This is a genomic window from Rhodovulum kholense, from assembly GCF_003053725.1.
Lineage (GTDB): Bacteria > Pseudomonadota > Alphaproteobacteria > Rhodobacterales > Rhodobacteraceae > Rhodovulum > Rhodovulum kholense.
In genome coordinates, this window is the sequence record NZ_QAYC01000011.1 from 106,951 (window position 1) to 123,817 (window position 16,867).

A 16,867-nucleotide genomic window follows, 5' to 3' on the forward strand; every position below is an offset into this window, starting at 1 on the left:
CTCATGTCATCAGAAGGCCGCCGGCGACGTCGATCGTCTGGCCGGTGACGAAGCTCGATTCCGCATCCGTGAGCCAGAGCGCGGCCTCGGCCACCTCGGCGGGCTCGCCCAGACGCCCCAGAGGCGTCATCTCGACCTGGGCCGCGTTGACCTCGGGGGCGACGCCCAGCACCATCGGCGTCTCGATCCGGCCCGGGGCCAGCGCGTTGACGCGGATGCCATGGGGGCCCAGCTCGCCCGCCAGATGGCGGGTGAAGCCGAGGATCGCGGATTTGGTTGCGGCGTAATGGCAGGCGACCACCGGCATGAAGGTCTTGCCCGCGACCGAGGACATGTTGACGATCCAGCCGCGCCGGGCCGCGACCATGCCCGGCGCCAGCGCGCGGACGGTGTTGAAGCTGCCGGTGAGGTTCACGTCGAGCACGCGGCGGAACTCGGCCGGGTCCATTTGCCAGACCTTGTGGGCGACGCCGTCATGCTTGGGCGAGATGCCCGCATTGTTGATGACGGTGTCGAAATTGCCTCCGGCGGCCTCGAGCGCGGCGGAAAGCGCGGTGTAATCCGAGACATCGCAGGTCACGGGCAGGACCGATCCGGCGGTGCCGGAGGCCGCGATCTGCGTGGTCGCTTGGGCCACGGCTTCGGGGTCGAGATCGCAAAGCGCGACAGTCGCGCCGCGGGCGGCGAAGGCTTCGGCAATGGCCAGCCCGATGCCCCGGGCGCCGCCGGTGACCAGCACGCGGCGGCCCTGATGCGACAGGCGGGTGCGGAAGTCGGGGCGGACAGTTTCGCTGCGGGTCATGGTCATATCCCCAGATAGGCCTGCCGGACATAGTCGTCCTGCAGCAGGTCTTCGGCGCTTTCGGAAATGACGACGCGCCCGTTTTCAAGAACATAGCCCCGCTGCGCGACCTTGAGCGTCGAATAGACGTTCTGTTCTACGATCAGCACGGTGGTGCCCTTGGCGGCGATCTGCTGCACCACCTCGAAGACCTGCGAGACGATGATCGGCGCAAGCCCCAGCGAGGGTTCGTCGAACATCAGAAGCCGCGGATTGGCCATCATGCCCCGGGCGATGGCGACCATCTGCTGTTCGCCCCCCGACAGCGAGGAGGCGGTCTGGTGCAGCCGCTCGCGGACGCGGGGGAAGATGTCCAGCACCTCCTCCAGACGTTCGTCCTGAAAATCGCGCGCGGCGCGGCGATAGGCGCCCATCAGAAGGTTCTCGCGCACGGTCATGTCGGGGAAAAGCTGGCGCCCCTCGGGGATCAGGGTGATGCCCCGGTCGACGACCTGATCGCCCCTGAGGCGGGTGATGTCCTCGCCGCAGAAGGTGATCCTGCCCGAGGTCGGCGTGATCAGCCCGGCGATGGTGCGAAGCGTCGTCGTCTTGCCGGCGCCATTGGCGCCGACAATGGTGACGATCTCGCCTTCCTTCACGTCGAGGCTGACATCCTGCAGGATCGAGGTCGGGCCGTAGCCGGCATGGATGTTTTCAACGGTGAGCATTGGCGAACTCCTTGCCCAGATAGGCCTCGATCACATGCGGGTCGCGGACCACCTCATGGGGGTCGCCCTCGGCAATGACCTCGCCCGCGGCCAAGACCAGCACCCGGTCAGAGAGGGACATCACCGCCTGCATCACATGCTCGATGGCGATGATCGACACGCCGCTGTCGCGGATCGACAGCATCAGGTCGATGGCGCGGCGCACATCGGTCTGGTTGATGCCCGCCATCACCTCGTCGAGCAGCAGGATGCGCGGCTCCATCGCCATGACCCGGGCGACCTCGAGCCGCTTGAGCCCGCCGATGGTCAGCCCGCGCGCCTCGTCCTGCAGCAGCGGGCCGAGACCCATCCGCCAGGCGGTCTGGCGCGCGGCCTCGCGGGCGTCGTGTTCGTCATGGTGGCGGTAGAAGGCGCCGACCATGATGTTCTCCTCGACCGTCATCGCCGCGAAGGGCTGGACGATCTGGAAGGTCCGGCCGACGCCGAGGGCCGCGAAATCTGCCGGGTTGACCGGGGTGTGATAGCCGCCATCGGGGCCACGCACGGTGACCGAGCCCTCATTCGGGGTCAGGAAACCCGAGAGCATGTTGAACAGCGTGGTCTTGCCCGCGCCATTCGGCCCGATCAGCCCCAGCACCTCGCCCTCGCGCAGGGTGAAGTTGACGTTCTTCGTGACATGCAGCCCGCCGAAGCGCTTGTTGAGGTTCTGAACCCGCATCACGTCGCGGCCGATGCCCTCACGGTCGGGCGAGGGGGGCGTCGTGGCCTGTGCGGGGGCCTTGATGCTGTCGGTCTGGGTGGTCTGCTCGTCCTCGTCCAGCTCGTGATGCGGCGCGCGGCGGAACTTCTGCAACAGGCCGATGATGCCGTTCGGCATGAACAGCACCGCCAGGAGCAGCACGACGCCATAGACGAAGCCATGCAGCCCCAGCGCCGAGGCGCCGAACGAGGCCCGCGCCCATTCGGTCAGCGGCACCAGCAGGACGGCGCCCAGAAGCGGACCCGAGACGGTGCCGAGCCCGCCGATCAGCGCGAACATCGCGATCTGGATCGAGAAGGTCAGCGAGAACATCGCCGAGGGCTCGATGAAGGTCAGGTACATGGCGTGGAAGGTGCCCAGCATCGCGCAGAGCGCCGAGGAGATGGCGACCGCGACCAGCCGCACCTGCACGGTCTTCACGCCCGCGGCCTTGGCGGCGGATTCGCGTTCGCGGGTGGCGATCAGGTAGAAGCCGAGCCGCGAACGGCGCACCGCCCAGACCACGACCAGCACCGCGCAGAGCATGCCGAAGATGATCAGCAGGGACGGCCAGCGTTCGCGGAAGACCATCCAGGTCCAGCCCAGTTTCAGCGGGATCATCTTGCCGGTGGCGCCGCCGGTGAAGTCCGAGAAATGCAGCGTCAGGACCCGGAACACCTCGAGAAAGGCGATCGAGGCCAGCGAGAAGAAGGGCCCCTTGAGACGGAAGCAGGGATAGGAGATTGCCATGCCGACGATCGCCGCGATGCCCGCGCCCGCGAACATGCCGATCCAGGGGGTGATGCCGAGATTGACGAGGATCACCGCGGTATAGGCGCCGATGCCGTAGAAGGTGGCGTGCCCCAGCGAGAGCTGTCCGGCAAAGCCGCCGACCAGGTTCCAGGCCGAGGACAGCGCCGCCATCAGGCAGATGGTGACGAAGATATGGGTGACGAAGGCGTTGCCGATCCCCAGCGGGATCAGCAGGAGCGAGGCCAGCACCAGGACCACGCCGATGGCGGGCCAGGGCAGCGACGGGGCGGGCACGGAGGGACCGGAGGTCGTTTCGTTGCTCATGGGACAGGCCTCAGGACAGGTGCGACAGGTTTTGCCGGGCGCCGAACAGGCCCGAGGGCCTCAGGATCAGGATCAGCAGGAACAGGCCGAAGACGACGGCCTCGCGCAGGTCCGAGCCGATGTAATAGCCCGACAGCGCATCGACCTCGCCGATGATCAGCGCGCCGAGGAAGGCGCCGGGGATCGAGCCGAGCCCGCCCAGCACCACCACCACGAAGGCGGTCAGCACGAAATAGGTGCCGATATTGGACGAGGTCGGGTAAAGCGGCGCGATCAGCACGGCGGCAAGGCCCACGCAGGCGGCGCCGAGCCCGAAGGTCAGCACGTAGATGTGGTTGACATTGATGCCCATCAGCTCGGCCGCGCCGCGGTTCTGGGCGACGGCGCGGATGGCGCGTCCGGTCTGGGTGTATTTCAGGAACAGCTCGAGCCCGATCACCAGCACGATGGCCGCGCCGAAGATCATCACCTGCCCGGTCAGCAGCCGCAGCTCGCCGAATTCGAGCGGCGCGCGCAGGCCATGCGGCGGGGTGTTGGCGATGTCGGCGCCGAAGATCAGGAGCGCGAGGTTGATCAGCGCGGTCGACAGGCCGACGGTGGCGAAGATCTGGATATGGTCGTCGCGGGCCGACATCAGCGGCTGGATCAACAGTCTTTGCGTCAGCGCGCCCATCACGAACAGCACCGGCACGACGACGATCACCGCCGCATAGGGGTGCAGCCCCATCTGGGTGGTGATCAGCCAGGTGATGAACATGCCGCCCATCAGGAATTCGCCATGGGCGAAGTTGACCACCTTGATGATGCCGAAGATCAGCGTCAGCCCGATGCTGACGATGGCGAAGAGGCCGCCCAGCATCAGGCCGTTCAGAAGGATTTGCAGGAATGTCGTCATGTCGGCTCCGCCACGTTCGGAGGGCGGGCGGCACCCGCCCCCGCCGGTTTCGGGGGGTGTTCGCTGCCAGCGCGGCCAGCGGGGCCGGGGCAGATCCTGGAAGACGTCCGGCGACAGGGCCGGAGCCGGGGGCCGGACCGGTCCGCCGGTCGGCCCCCGATGCGGTCAGCCGAACCCGTCCGCCGGGCCGGCCAACCGCGACACGGTCACTCGGACTGGCGGATCTCGGCGACGGCGGCATCCGGCGGATAGACCGTCAGGAGCTTGCCGTCCTGCCATTGCATGCCCATCATCCGCGCGCGCTCGTTCTGGTTGGTGTCGTCGAACTTGACGCCATAGCCCGCCGCGGTGGAGCCATCGGGAATGTCCATCGCCTTGACCGAGGCGACGATCTGGTCGGGTTCGAAGCCCTCGCCCTCGCCGATGGCCTGAAGCACCGCGAGCGCGCCGACATAGTTGGTCAGCGAATGGCCCGAGCGCGGCTCTTCGCCATATTTGGCGCGATAGGCGTCGAGGAAGGTCTCGATGCCGGGGGTGAAGTCGGGGTTGATGGCGTATTGGGTGAAATCGACGTCATAGACGCCGTCGATCACATCGGTGCCGACCGCATCGGCCGTCGGCTGCATCGAATAGCCGCCGCCGCCGCCGATGATCGCCATCGGCTTGTAACCCGCCTCGTTGGCCTGCTGCAGGAACAGCACCGTGTCGTTCTGATACGAGGTCTGCAGCACCACGTCGACGCCCTTGCCCTTGAGGTCGAGCACCAGCGAGGACATGTCGACGATATTGGCCGGGTAGCCCGATTTCAGCACCACGTTCAGCCCGCGCTCCTTGGCATGGGCGACCTCGTGACCGGCGACCGAGGTGCCGTAGGAGCTGTCTTCGTAGATGATGCCGATCTTGAGATCCTCGGGCGCCTTGCCGGCGGCGGGGGCGATCTGGTCGGCCAGCATGTCGATGACGGCGATGCCCATGTTCTCGGCCGTGGGGTTGGTGCGGAACAGATAGGTCATGCCGCGCCCGGTGACCTCGTCGGCGACGGCGCCGAGCTCGAAATAGGGGATGCCGGCCAGTTCGGTCACCTGCGAGGCCGCGATCACCCGCGACGAGGAATAGGTGCCGAAGACCGCCTTGACGCCTTCGAGCGAGATCAGCCGGCGGGCCTCGCCGATGGCCTGGTTGTTGTCGACGGCATCGCCGCGCTCGAGCACGATCCGGTCGCCGTGAAGGCCGCCCGCGGCATTGATCTGGTCGACCGCAAGGTCGAGCCCGCGCGCGCTTTCCTCGCCCAGAAGCGCCAGCGGGCCGCTGAAGGGGTAAAGCGAGCCGATCTTGACATCGGCGAATGCGCCGCTGGCAAGGCTCAGGCCGAGCGCTGTGCCCAGCAGGATGGATCTGGTGGTCATGGTGGTTCCTCCCGTTTCGATTGACGTCATGTGGGGGCCGGTGGCGCGCCCGGGCATGTCGGATCGCGCGGCCGGTCGGCCCGGGTTTCGGGGGCGTCCCCGGCTCAGGCGGCCGGGGTCAGCAGGACGATCTTGCCGGTATGGGCCGAGGCTTCGAGCCGGGCATGGGCGTCCTGCACCCGGTCCAGCGCAAAGGTTGAATCGATCACCGGCCGCGCGCCCTGCTCGAGGATCAGGGGCAGCACCTCCGCCTCGACCTCGCGGGCCAGTTCGGCCTTCATCGCCAGCGGCCGCGCCCGAAGCGTCGAGCCGCAGAGCGTCAGGCGCTTGAACAGCACCGGGCCCATGTCCAGATCGGCGCGCGAGCCCTGCTGGAAGGCGATCTGGGCGATCCGCCCGTCTTCGGCCACCAGATCGAGATTGCGCTGCATGTAGGGGCCGCCGACCATGTCGAGGATCACCTCGGGGCCCTTGCCGCCGGTCAGATCGCGCACCGCGGCGACGAAATCGGTGTCGCGGTAATTGACCGAGGCCCTGGCGCCCAGCTGCGCCGAGGCGCGGCATTTCTCGTCGCTGCCGCAGGTGGTGATCACCTCGGCGCCGATCGCCCGGGCCAGCAGCGTCGCGGTGACGCCGATGCCCGAGGTCCCGCCATGGATCAGCGCGGTTTCCCCGGGTTTCAGCCCGGCGCGGATGAAGAGGTTCGACCAGACGGTGAAATAGGTCTCGGGGATGCCCGCGGCCTCGGTCATCGACAGGCCCTCGGGCACCGGCAGCGCGACATCGGCCTGCACGATGGCCTCTTCGGCATAGGCGCCGCCCGCGACCAGCGCCATCACCCGGTCGCCGGGGGCATAGCGGGTCACGCCGGGGCCGGTCTCGATGACCTCGCCCGACAGCTCCAGCCCCAGCACGTCGGAGGCCCCGGGCGGCGGCGGGTAATTGCCCTCGCGCTGCATCGCATCGGGGCGGTTCACGCCCGCGCCATGGACACGGACCCGCATCTCGCCCGGCCCGGGGGCGGGCAGGGTCCGGGTTTCAAGGGTCAGCGCCTCGGGGCCCCCCGGAACGGGGGCGGTCACGGACAGGACGCCGGTCATCGGGCGGGTCCGTCAGGGGCGTGGCGCTTTGCCTTCCCGGTTTCCAGCGACTGTGACAGTTTGAACATGCAACCTCCCGTTTGCCGTCGGCGGCTCCCCTTCCGCCCTGCGACGTTATGTGTAATTTGTTATAACAACATGTCAACACAGTTTCGGGGAGGAGCGGAGGTGAGGACGCGATGAGCGAGGCCGATACAGGGGCCTGGATCAGGCCGGTCGAGAAACAAAGCCTGAGCGAACAGGCCTATAGGGGATTGCGTCAGGCGCTGATGCGGGGCGAGTTGCAGCCCGGCACGGTGCTGACGCTGCGCCCGCTGTCCCAGCGATTCGGGATCAGCGCGACACCGATGCGCGAGGCGCTGATGCGGCTGGTGGCCGAGAATGCGCTGCGGCTCGATGCGCGGGGGCGGACCTGCGTGCCGCATCTGACCCGCGGCATCCTGATGGAGATCCGCAGCATCCGCGAGCATCTGGAGGGCAATGCCGCGGCCGAGGCGGCGCGGGTGGCCGCGCCCGGGGATATCGATGCGCTGGAGGACATGCACCGCCGGATGATCGCGGCGCAGGATGCGGGCGATTTCGCCGATGCGATCGGCGAGAATACCCGCTTTCACCTGATGCTGTGCGAGATGGCCGGGCAGCCGGTCGCGCTCGATCTGGTGTCCAATCTCTGGATGCGCTGCGGGCCGATCCTGTCGCACCTCTACGATGGCGGCATCCCCCCCAACTGGGAGCCGCACCCCCATCGCCGGATCGTCGCGGCGATCCGCGCGGGCGATGCCGCGGCCGCCCGCGACGCCCTGATCTACGACATTCGCGGCAATGGCGAGGGGCTTCTGGCCCATGTCGCCGACAGCCTGCCCGATTAGGGCAGGCTGCGGGCAGGCTCAGGCGGCGGCCAGATCGGCGATGAGCCCCAGCGGGTGACGGGCCGGGACATTGGCCAGCCGCTCGGTCTGGCAGCGACAGGAAAAGCCGGTGGCGAGGACCGGCGCCCCGGCCTCGATCTTCGGCGCCCAGGACATGGCGAACAGGCGTTTCGAGACGGTCTGGTGGCGGGTCTTGTGCCCGAAGAGCCCCGCCATGCCGCAACAGCCGGTGGCGGGGGTGTCGATTTCCACGCCCAGGGCCGCGAAGACCCGGCGCCAGTCGGCGGCGGCCTGCGCCGCGCCGGTCGCCTCGGTGCAATGTGTGAAAAGCCTCGGCGCCGGGCCTGTCGCGGCGAGATCGGGAAAGCGGCGGCCCGCCGCGAGCTCGCGAGAGAGGAATTCCTGCGGCAGCAGCACGGGCGGCAGCGCGATGCCCGCCTGCGGATAATCCTGCCGCAGCTGCATCACCAGCGCCGGGTCGAGCCCGATCAGCGGCGCGCCGGTTGCGGCGGCGGCCTCAAGATGCCGCCTGAGGCGGTCGGCCATCGTTTTGAAGCGCGGATCGCCCAGGCTTTGCGCGGTCTTGCCCGCGGGACGCATCGCAAGCATGCGCGGCCGGTAGCCAAGCGCCTTCAGCCCGGCCAGCGCATCGGTCCGCGCCGCACCGTCGAACAGCGCCGAGAACCAGTCCTCGATGACGATCACCGTGCCCTCGGGCAGCGGCCGGGCCAGATCGGCGGCGCCGATCCGGTCGGCGCGGGGCAGGGCGGGGGCCAGTGCCTTGGGCAGATCGACCGTGCCGGTCAGCGCCCCCCCGATCCGGGCCAGCAGCGGCCAGACCGGGCGCAACATCGGCGCAAGGGCCTGAAGCGTCACGCTTTCCCGCTCGGCCAGCAGCATCAGCCGGTCGGCCAGCGGGCGCGCTTTCCGGGCATAGAGATCGGCATAGAAGGCCGCGCGCATGGCGGGGATGTCGACCTGCACCGGGCAGCTCGACGCGCAGGCCTTGCAGCCGAGGCAGGCATCGAGCGTCGCTGTCAGATCGGCCTCGAGCGCGGCATCCACGCGGCCCTTCAGCCGCGCCTGCCGCCAGGCGCGCAGCGCATCAGCCCGGCCCTTGGGGCTTTGGCGCAGATCGGCGGTGGCCTTGAAGGAGGGGCACATCGGCGTCGCCGCGGCATAGGACAGGCATTGCGCATTGCCGTTGCAGCGAAAGGCGCGGGTCAGCGCATCGCCCTCGGGCGCGTTGAAGGGGCGGAACGGGATGTCGTCGATGGCGGGCACGGGTGCGTCAAGGCCCACCAGCTTGCCCGGATTGCAGCGCCCGGCCGGGTCGAAGGCGGCCTTGACGCCCTGCAGGCCCGCATAGGCTTCGGGCCCGATCCAGTCGCGCAGATAGGCGCCGCGCACCCCCTTGCCATGTTCGCCCCAGAAGATGCCGCCATGCTTGCGGGTCAGCGCGAAGACCGCGTCCGAGACGGCGACCAGCCTCTCGCGGTCGGTGTCGATGTTCAGCGCGGGCCGCACATGCAGACAGCCGACATCGACATGGCCATAGATCCCGAACTCGAGCCCATGGGCGTCCAGCACCGCCAGAAAGTCGTCGAGGAAGGCGGGCAGGTTTTCGGGCGGCACCACGCAATCCTCGACAAAGGCCACGGGGCGCGCGCGCCCGTCGACCTTGCCCAGAAGCCCGACACCCGCCGAACGCACCGCCCAGAGTTCGCGGATCTCGGCGGCATCGCGCGCCATGTGGATCGCCCGGGCGCCGGGCAGGGCCCTTATCGCGGTCTCGCAGGCGGTCAGGCGGGATTGCAGATCGTCCGGGTCTTCGCCGTTGAACTCGATGAAGACATAGGCCAGCGGCTGGCCACGGCTTGCGCGCAGCGCGGGCGGCAGCCGGGTCAGGATGCCCGCGCCATCGGCCAGCTTCTGTACCCGCTCGTCCATCACCTCGATGGCGGTGGGCTCGAACTCGGCCAGCGGCAGGGCCGAGGCCAGCGCCTCGCGGAAGCTGCCGAAGCCCGCGACCAGCAGGCGCTTTTCGCGCGCGAGCGGGCGAAGGGCCACGCGGATTTTCGTGACAAGCCCCAGCGTGCCCTCGGCGCCCAGAAACAGCCGCCACCACTCGAAGCCGCCCGGCTCGGGGCAGGCGCGGTCCAGATCGTAGCCGGTGAAGCGGCGGTTCAGCCGGGGCGTCGCCGCGATGAAGGCCGCGCGGCCCCCCCGGGCGGCGGCCTCGGCCGCGTCCAGCATCGGGCGGGCCCAGTCGGGGGCGGGGACGAGGCTGGACAGCAGGCCCTCGGGCCGGGCGATCTCGAGCGCGAGGATATTGTCCGAGGTCTTGCCATAGACCCGGCTGCCCTTGCCCGAGGCATCGGTCGAGACCATGCCGCCGATGGTGCAGCGGGTCGAGGTCGAGGTCTCGGGCGCGAAGAACACCCCATGCGGGCGCAGCCGCTCGTTCAGATCGTCCAGCACCATGCCCGGTTCGACATCGGCCCAGCCTTCGGCGGCATCGAAATCCAGCAGCCGGTGCATGTGGCGGCGGGTGTCGACGATGACCCCGCGGCTGAGGCTCTGGCCATTGGTGCCGGTGCCGCCGCCTCGCGCGGTGATGGGCATTCCGGCAAAGCGCGGCGCGGCCATGACCCGTTCCAGCGTGACCATGTCGGCGGCATCCATCGGCGCCACGACCAGATCGGGCATCACCTGATAGACCGAATTGTCGGTCGACATCGCCGTGCGCAGCGCCCGGTCGGTCTCGATCTCGCCCCGGAACCCGGCGGCGCGCAGCGCGGTCGTGAGGGCAGGCGGGCTTTGATCGGTCATGGCGGCCTTTCGCGGTGTCTTCGGGTCGGGGGATCTTGAACCACAGATCCCGGCTTCGTAGAAATGGAAAGACATGAAGCTGGGTTCGGAAAATCTGAATATCACGCTCCGCCACCTGCGGGCGCTGCATGCGATCCGGGCGCAGGGCAGTTTCGCGCGGGCGGCAGAGGCGCTGGGGGTCGTGCCCTCGGCTCTGACCGAGACCGTGCGCCAGGCCGAAGAGGAGGTCGGGGCCCCGCTTTTCGACCGCCGGATGCGGCCGCCGCAGCCGACGCCGCTGGGGCTGGCCTTCCTTGAGGAAACCGCGCCGGTGCTGGCCGGTCTCGACCGGGCGCTTGGGCGGATGCGGGCGCAGGCTGGGCTGAGCGCGGGGCGGCTTGCGGTCGGCGCCGCGCCCTCGGCCATTGGCGATCTGGTCGGGCCCGCGCTGGCGCGGTTCCGCGCGGCGCATCCGGGGATTTCCTGCCTCTTGCATGACGATGTGGCCGAGCGGCTGGCGGGGCTTGTTTCGGACGGGACGCTGGATCTGGCGGTGGCGGGGCGGGCGCGGCAAAGCCCCGACCTGACCCAGACCGAGCTGCGGCGCGATCCGTTCGGGCTGGCCTGCGGGGCGGGGCACCGGCTGGCCGCGCGGGGTGCCGTGACCCTGTCCGAGATCGATCCGGCCGAGGTCATCACGCTGTCAGCCGAGACCGGCACGCGGCAATTGCTGGCGGGCGCCGCGGCCCTGCCCGAGGCGCTGAAAGAGACCGGACTGCAGGCGCATTCGACCATCGCGCAGCTCTGCATGATCCGGGCCGGGCTGGGGGTCGCGTTGATGCCGAAAGCGGCGGTGGGGCTGTTCGGCGATCCGGCGATCCGGTTCGTTCCGGTGACGGATCTGGGGCTTTGGCGGGCGCTTTACCTGCTGGAACCGGCGCGGCGGGCGCGGTCGCATGTGGCGGCGGCGTTTCTGGAAGAGCTGGGGGCGCGCTAGGGCGAGGGTTCAGGCGCCGGGGCGGAGCGGGGCGTAATGGACCTCGCCGCGGGGCAGGCGCAGGCTGCGGTCGGCGGCCTCGTCGGTGACCAGATGCCCGATTTCGTCCAGACGGCAGATCGAGACCCGGCTTTCGGTGCCGATCTTTTCCGAATGGCACAGCATGATGCAGTCGCGCGACCGGCGCATCATGGCGCGGGCGACCTCGGCCTCGTGCAGGGCGTAATCGGTGGCGCCCCGGTCGGCATGCAGCCCGACCGGCGAGATCACCGCGTAATCGGCGAGGAAGCGGTCGATTTCCGACAGGGTCATCTCGCCATAGGTGGCGGGCACATCGGCATGGGGCCGCCCGCCCAACAGAAGCGTGTCGCAGGTCTGGGCGGGACCGGCGAGCCGGGCGATGTCGAGCGAATTGGTGATGATCCGCATGTCGCCCACCCGCGCCAGCGCCCGGGCAAAGGCGCAGGTGGTGGTGCCCGCATCCACGAAGACGGTCGAGCCGGGCGGGATCAGCGTCGCGGCCAGCGCGCCGATGGCAGCCTTCTTGCCGGCATGGGCGACCAGACGTTCGGAAAAGGCGGGCTCGGGGGCGATGTCGCGCTCGACCGGGGTGGCGCCGCCATGGACCCGGACCAGAACGCCCTCCTGCTCCATCTCCATCAGGTCGCGGCGCACGGTTTCGCGCGAGACATCGAACATCCGCGCCAGCTGGTTGGTGAAAACCCGGCGCTCGACGGCCAGAAGCTCCAGCACCCTGGATTGTCTTTCATAGGACTGCATCTTTGGCGGCCTCTTGTTACCTGCGGATACCCTAACAGGTTGCAGGGGATTCGCCACATCGACGTTGAATTTTTGTGGATTTATGGGCAAAATACCGCAGGAATTGGCAAGTTGCCTGCATATCATCTGCACTTTTGCCACGCAAACTCGCGCAATCCTCGGGCATTTTGCGAAATGTGAGGCATTTTGTGCGTTTTTCTTGACTTGAGGGCACGCCTTTGTGGAGGCTGGCGGCAGAACACATCGAAATGCAAGACCGGGGTTGGCACTTATGAGCGAGTTGGGCGATGCGCTGCGTTTCGCGAACGACACGGCGGACGAGGCGGGGCGCATCGCGCTGCAGCATTTCCGCCAGCCGCTGGATGTCGAGAGCAAGGCCGATGACAGCCCCGTGACCCTGGCCGACCGCGCGGTCGAGGCGCTGATGCGCGACCGGATCATGGCGCGCTTCCCCGCCCATGGCATCTTCGGCGAGGAAGAGGCGCCGCTGCGCCCCGACAGCGACCATCTTTGGGTGGTCGATCCGATCGACGGCACCAAGAGCTATGTCACCGGCAATCCGCTGTTCGGCGGGCTGATGGCGCTTTTGAAGGACGGCGCGCCCTGTCTGGGCCAGATCGACATGCCCGCGCTTGGCGAACGCTGGTGCGGGGTCGCGGGCCAGGCCACCACCCTGAACGGCCGGCCCTGCCGCACCAGCGGCTGTACCGATCCGGCCGGGGCCTTCGCCTATACGACCGATCCCATGCTGTTTGCGGGCGCCGATACCGAGGTGCTGGAGATGCTGCGCCGGTCGGTCCGGATGCTGCGCTTCGGCGGCGATTGCTATGCCTATGCGCTGCTGGCCTCGGGCCATTGCGATCTGGTGCTGGAAACCGGGCTGCAGCCTTACGACTACCTGCCGCTGGTGCAGGTCATCCGCGGCGCGGGCGGGGTCATCACCGACTGGCAGGGCCAGCCGCTTGGCGTCGGATCGAGCGGCGAGGTGCTGGCCGCGGCCACGCCCGAGCTGCATGCCGCGATGCTGGACCGGATTGCACGCCTGCGGGCAGGGCAGGCGGCCTGAGGCAGCGATCCCGGATCAACCGGGGCCTGCCGTCATGACGACAACAGACAGACCAACAAGGAGTGGACGACCATGGATAGGCGGAATTTTCTCCGATACGGCGCGATGGCCGGGGCGGCGCTGGGGGCGGCGCGGATCAACCCCGATTTCTTCTTCAGCTCGGCCTTTGCGCAGGAGGCCCGCCCGCTGGTCTTCCTGTCGGCCGAGAACATCACCGGCAACTGGGACCCGACCGCGCACACGACGCTGTCGCAGACCAATATCGAGGGCTTCGTCATGGGCTATCTGACCCGGGCCCCGATGCGCCCCGACGATCCCGAAAAGGTGGTCTATGAACTCGCGACCGAGATCGCGGAACTGGATGCCCACCGGTTGCAGATCAAGCTGCGCGAGGGCGTCACCTTCCATGACGGCAAGCCCTTCACCGCCGAGGACGTCAAGGCGACTTTCGAATACGGCGCCAAGCTCGACCGGCCCAAGCAGGTCTATCCGGGCGGCCCCGACACCTTCGCAGTCGAGACCCCCGACGATCATACGGTGATCGTCGATACCTCGAAGGGCGGCTATGGCGCCTCGCTGTTCATCTTCCTCGCCTCCTATCTGCCGATCCTGTCCGCGAAGGACGTGGCCGAGGGCCCCAAGGGGGTGCTGTCGCAGCGGCTGAACGGCACCGGCCCGTTCCGCTTTGTCGAACAGCGCGGCAACGACACGGTGATGGAGGCCTATGAGGGCTATTTCCGCGGCGCCCCCAAGGTCACGGGCGTCACCTTCTCGTTCGTGGGCGATGCGACGACGCGGATGCTGTCGCTGATGAACGGGCAGGCCGATGTCATCGAGCGGCTGGAACCCGAACAGGTCGAGACGCTGGAGAAACGCGACGACATCAAGATCTCGCGGCTGGTCTCGGTCGAGAACAAGTACCTGTGGTTCCGCTGTTCCAAGCCGCCCTTCGACGACTGGCGCGTCCGCAAGGCCGCCTGCCATGCCATCGACCGCAGCATGATCATGGAGATCATGGGCTCGGCCGGCGAGGCCTCGTCGAATTTCGTCTCGCCGATCAAGTTCGGCTATGTCGATCTGGAGAATTACCCCGAATACGATCCCGAGGAATGCCAGCGCCTGCTGGCCGAGGCGGGCTATCCGGGCGGCGAGGGCCTGCCCGAGCTGGAATACATCACCTCGACCGGCTTCTATCCCAAGACCAAGGAATATGGCGAGCTGATCGCGGCGCTGCTGCAGGAACAGGGCTTTCCGGTCACGCTGAACGTGATGGAGGTCGCGGCCTGGAACGAGCGGCTTTACGACCGCCCCGGCGGCGGCCCGGGCCATATGGTCGATTGCGGCTGGTCCACCGGCTCGCCCGAACCCGATCTGGTGTTGCGCACGCATTTCCATTCCAGCTCCAAGCGGATCTGCGGCATCGTCGATCCCGAGATCGACGCGGCGCTCGATGCCGAACGCGATGCGCCCTCGCTGGAGGCGCGCAAGGAAAGCCTGCAGACGAACCTGATGCCGATGCTGGCCGAGAAGGTTCCGGCGCTGAGCCTGTTCACCTCGGTGCTGATCCACGGGATGCGGGCCAATGTGGACGGGCTCTTCATCTATCCCGATGGCCAGTCCGATGCGTCCGTGACGACCCTCGGCTGACCGGCCGGCCGGAGCCCCGCCACTCCTCCTTGGGGGCTCCGGCCATTGACGGGACTGCCACGCATTCGGGAGCTTGCCGATGTTCATCCTACGATTCCTCGCGCGGCGGCTGGGGCAGGGCGCGATCATCATCTTTCTGGTCTCGGCCCTGATCTTCACGCTGTTGCGCGTCGTGCCGGGCGATCCGGTGCGGCTGATGGTGGGGGGCATGGCCCCCGACACCCTGGTCGAGGAAATCGCCGCCGAAATGGGGCTGCGCGATCCGATCCATGTCCAGTTCGGCCGCTACATGGGCAAGGTGCTGCAGGGCGATCTGGGCGAATCCTTCGTGCGGCCCGCCAGCGGCGCGGCCGTGGGAGGCGCGAGCTTCGACGATTCCACCCGGGGCGAGCGCGCCAAGGTACTGGACCTGATCGCCGAGACCGCGCCGATGACCCTGCAACTGGCGGTGCTGGCCATGGTCTTTGCGCTGATGATCGGGGTGCCCATCGGCGTCTGGGGCGGGCTTTACCCGGGGCGGCTGCCCGACCGGCTGGCGCTTTATACCTCGTCGCTGTTCGTGAGCCTGCCGAATTTCTGGCTGGGGATCGTTCTGGCGCTGTTGTTGTCGGTCAAGCTGAACCTTCTGCCCGCCATCGGCTATCGGGGCTTTTCCTACACCATTCTGCCGGCGCTGGTGCTGGCGGTCGAGATCGCGCCCTTCATCATCCGCACCCTGACCGTCTCGGTCGCGGGCGTGATGGGCCAGAGCTTCATCGACATCGCGAAGGTGCGCGGCCTCTCGCGCAACCAGATCGTCTTTCGCCATGCGCTGAAGAATTCGGCGGTGCCGCTTCTGAACCTTCTGGGCGTGCAGTTCTCGATGCTTCTGGGCGGGGTTCTCGTGATCGAGTTCATCTTCGACTATCCGGGGCTCGGCCTTCTGACCATCAACGCGGTGATGCAGCGCGATTTCCCGCTGATCCAGGGCATCGCCATCGTCACCGCCGCCGTCTTCGTCCTGATCAACATCGCCGTGGACCTTCTGGCCACCGCCATCGATCCGAGGCTCGATTACTGATGACCAGCACCGACATGCCCCTTGCCATGGCCGGCCCCGAGGCCGGGCGCCGGATCTCGACCCGGATCTGGCAGACCGCCTTCGCCTCGGTCGAGTTCCGGATCGGTCTGGCCGTCTTCGTTCTGCTGCTGCTGGCGGCGCTGTTGTACCCCGAGCTGAGCGGCATCGACCCGACCAAGATGAACATCCGCGCCAAGCTGACCCCGCCCTTGTTCATGGGCGAGGGCTGGGACTGGGCGCATCCGCTGGGCACCGATCAGCTGGGCCGCGACATGCTGTCCCGCGCGCTGGTGGGGCTGCGCTATTCGCTTCTGATCGGGGTCTCGACCACGGTCCTGATGCTGCTGGCGGGCGCGATGATCGGGCTTTTCGCGGGTTATTTCGGCGGGCGCACCGATACCGTGCTGATGCGGCTGACCGATGCCCAGCTCTCGGTCCCGATGATCATCCTCGCGATCACCATCCTCGGCGTGTCGCGGCCCACCATCCCCTCGATCATCCTGGTTCTGGGGCTGGCGGGCTGGCCGGTCTATGCGCGGGTGATGCGTTCGACCGTGATGGCCGAGCGCAAGAAGGAATATGTGCGCGGCGCGATGGTGCTGGGGGCCACCGATCTGCGGATCATGTTCACCCTGCTGCTGCCGCTGGTGCTGCCGCCGATGGCCTTCGTCGCGGTCTTGGATATCGCGCGGATGATGATCTTTGAAAGCGTGCTGGGGTTCCTGGGTCTGGGCGTGCAGCCGCCCACGCCGACATTCGGCAATGTCATCGCCGACGGGCGCAAGTACCTGATGAATGCCTGGTGGATCGCCACCATGCCTGGCGTCTTCCTGGTGCTGACCCTGACCAGCATCAACCTGATGGGCGCCGCGCTCGAACGCGCCCGGAACGCGATCTATGGAGGGGCGTGA

14 protein-coding genes are annotated in these 16,867 nt (G+C 68.0%); 6 read left to right on the forward strand and 8 right to left on the reverse strand.

The genetic code is table 11. The features are described 5' to 3' along the window. Position 1: 1 nt before the first annotated feature. From fabG to C8N38_RS14690, 6 genes are all read right to left on the reverse strand, one after another. Positions 2-802, reverse strand: a complete 801-nt coding sequence (gene fabG, locus C8N38_RS14665) for a 3-oxoacyl-ACP reductase FabG (protein WP_108027939.1) — start codon at positions 800-802, stop codon at positions 2-4. A gap of 2 nt (positions 803-804) precedes the next feature. Further along, a complete protein-coding gene (locus C8N38_RS14670; protein WP_108027907.1) occupies positions 805-1,509 on the reverse strand; it encodes an ABC transporter ATP-binding protein in 705 nt (234 codons plus the stop codon). Beyond that, entirely contained in the window at positions 1,496-3,325 is a 1,830-nt protein-coding gene (locus C8N38_RS14675; RefSeq protein WP_108027908.1) for a branched-chain amino acid ABC transporter ATP-binding protein/permease, read from the reverse strand. The genes C8N38_RS14670 and C8N38_RS14675 overlap by 14 nt, the downstream gene beginning before the upstream one ends. A 10-nt stretch (positions 3,326-3,335) precedes the next feature. Then, positions 3,336-4,220 (reverse strand): branched-chain amino acid ABC transporter permease, encoded by an 885-nt coding sequence (locus C8N38_RS14680; protein ID WP_108027909.1) that lies wholly within the window; start codon positions 4,218-4,220, stop codon positions 3,336-3,338. 206 nt (positions 4,221-4,426) lie between these two features. Continuing rightward, on the reverse strand, positions 4,427-5,626 hold the full coding sequence (locus C8N38_RS14685; protein WP_108027910.1) for an ABC transporter substrate-binding protein: 1,200 nt from the start codon (positions 5,624-5,626) through the stop codon (positions 4,427-4,429). Positions 5,627-5,730: 104 nt separating this feature from the next. Beyond that, complete coding sequence (locus C8N38_RS14690) at positions 5,731-6,726, reverse strand: NAD(P)H-quinone oxidoreductase (RefSeq protein ID WP_108027911.1); 996 nt, start codon at positions 6,724-6,726, stop codon at positions 5,731-5,733. Between the two features lie 179 nt (positions 6,727-6,905). Between C8N38_RS14690 and C8N38_RS14695 the strand changes: the two genes are divergently transcribed. Further along, positions 6,906-7,595 (forward strand): GntR family transcriptional regulator, encoded by a 690-nt coding sequence (locus tag C8N38_RS14695; protein ID WP_108027912.1) that lies wholly within the window; start codon positions 6,906-6,908, stop codon positions 7,593-7,595. Between the two features lie 18 nt (positions 7,596-7,613). Here the strand turns inward: C8N38_RS14695 and C8N38_RS14700 are convergent, their stop codons facing one another. Beyond that, entirely contained in the window at positions 7,614-10,427 is a 2,814-nt protein-coding gene (locus C8N38_RS14700; protein ID WP_108027913.1) for an FAD-binding and (Fe-S)-binding domain-containing protein, read from the reverse strand. Positions 10,428-10,500: 73 nt separating this feature from the next. Between C8N38_RS14700 and C8N38_RS14705 the strand changes: the two genes are divergently transcribed. Beyond that, the gene (locus C8N38_RS14705) at positions 10,501-11,403 is read left to right on the forward strand and encodes a LysR family transcriptional regulator (protein WP_108027914.1); all 903 of its coding nucleotides are present in this window, start codon (positions 10,501-10,503) and stop codon (positions 11,401-11,403) included. A 9-nt stretch (positions 11,404-11,412) separates the two neighbouring features. Here C8N38_RS14705 and C8N38_RS14710 read toward each other — a convergent pair whose 3' ends face one another. Beyond that, a complete protein-coding gene (locus C8N38_RS14710) occupies positions 11,413-12,183 on the reverse strand; it encodes a DeoR/GlpR family DNA-binding transcription regulator (protein WP_108027915.1) in 771 nt (256 codons plus the stop codon). A gap of 271 nt (positions 12,184-12,454) precedes the next feature. Between C8N38_RS14710 and C8N38_RS14715 the strand changes: the two genes are divergently transcribed. From C8N38_RS14715 to C8N38_RS14730, 4 genes are all read left to right on the forward strand, one after another. Next, positions 12,455-13,249 carry an inositol monophosphatase family protein gene (locus tag C8N38_RS14715; protein WP_108027916.1) on the forward strand — a complete coding sequence of 265 codons (795 nt, stop codon included), beginning with the start codon at positions 12,455-12,457 and terminating at the stop codon, positions 13,247-13,249. Between the two features lie 72 nt (positions 13,250-13,321). Beyond that, the gene (locus tag C8N38_RS14720) at positions 13,322-14,896 is read left to right on the forward strand and encodes an ABC transporter substrate-binding protein (RefSeq protein WP_108027917.1); all 1,575 of its coding nucleotides are present in this window, start codon (positions 13,322-13,324) and stop codon (positions 14,894-14,896) included. A 79-nt stretch (positions 14,897-14,975) separates the two neighbouring features. After that, complete coding sequence (locus C8N38_RS14725; protein ID WP_108027918.1) at positions 14,976-15,956, forward strand: ABC transporter permease; 981 nt, start codon at positions 14,976-14,978, stop codon at positions 15,954-15,956. Then, the gene (locus C8N38_RS14730; protein WP_108027919.1) at positions 15,956-16,867 is read left to right on the forward strand and encodes an ABC transporter permease; all 912 of its coding nucleotides are present in this window, start codon (positions 15,956-15,958) and stop codon (positions 16,865-16,867) included. The genes C8N38_RS14725 and C8N38_RS14730 overlap by 1 nt, the downstream gene beginning before the upstream one ends.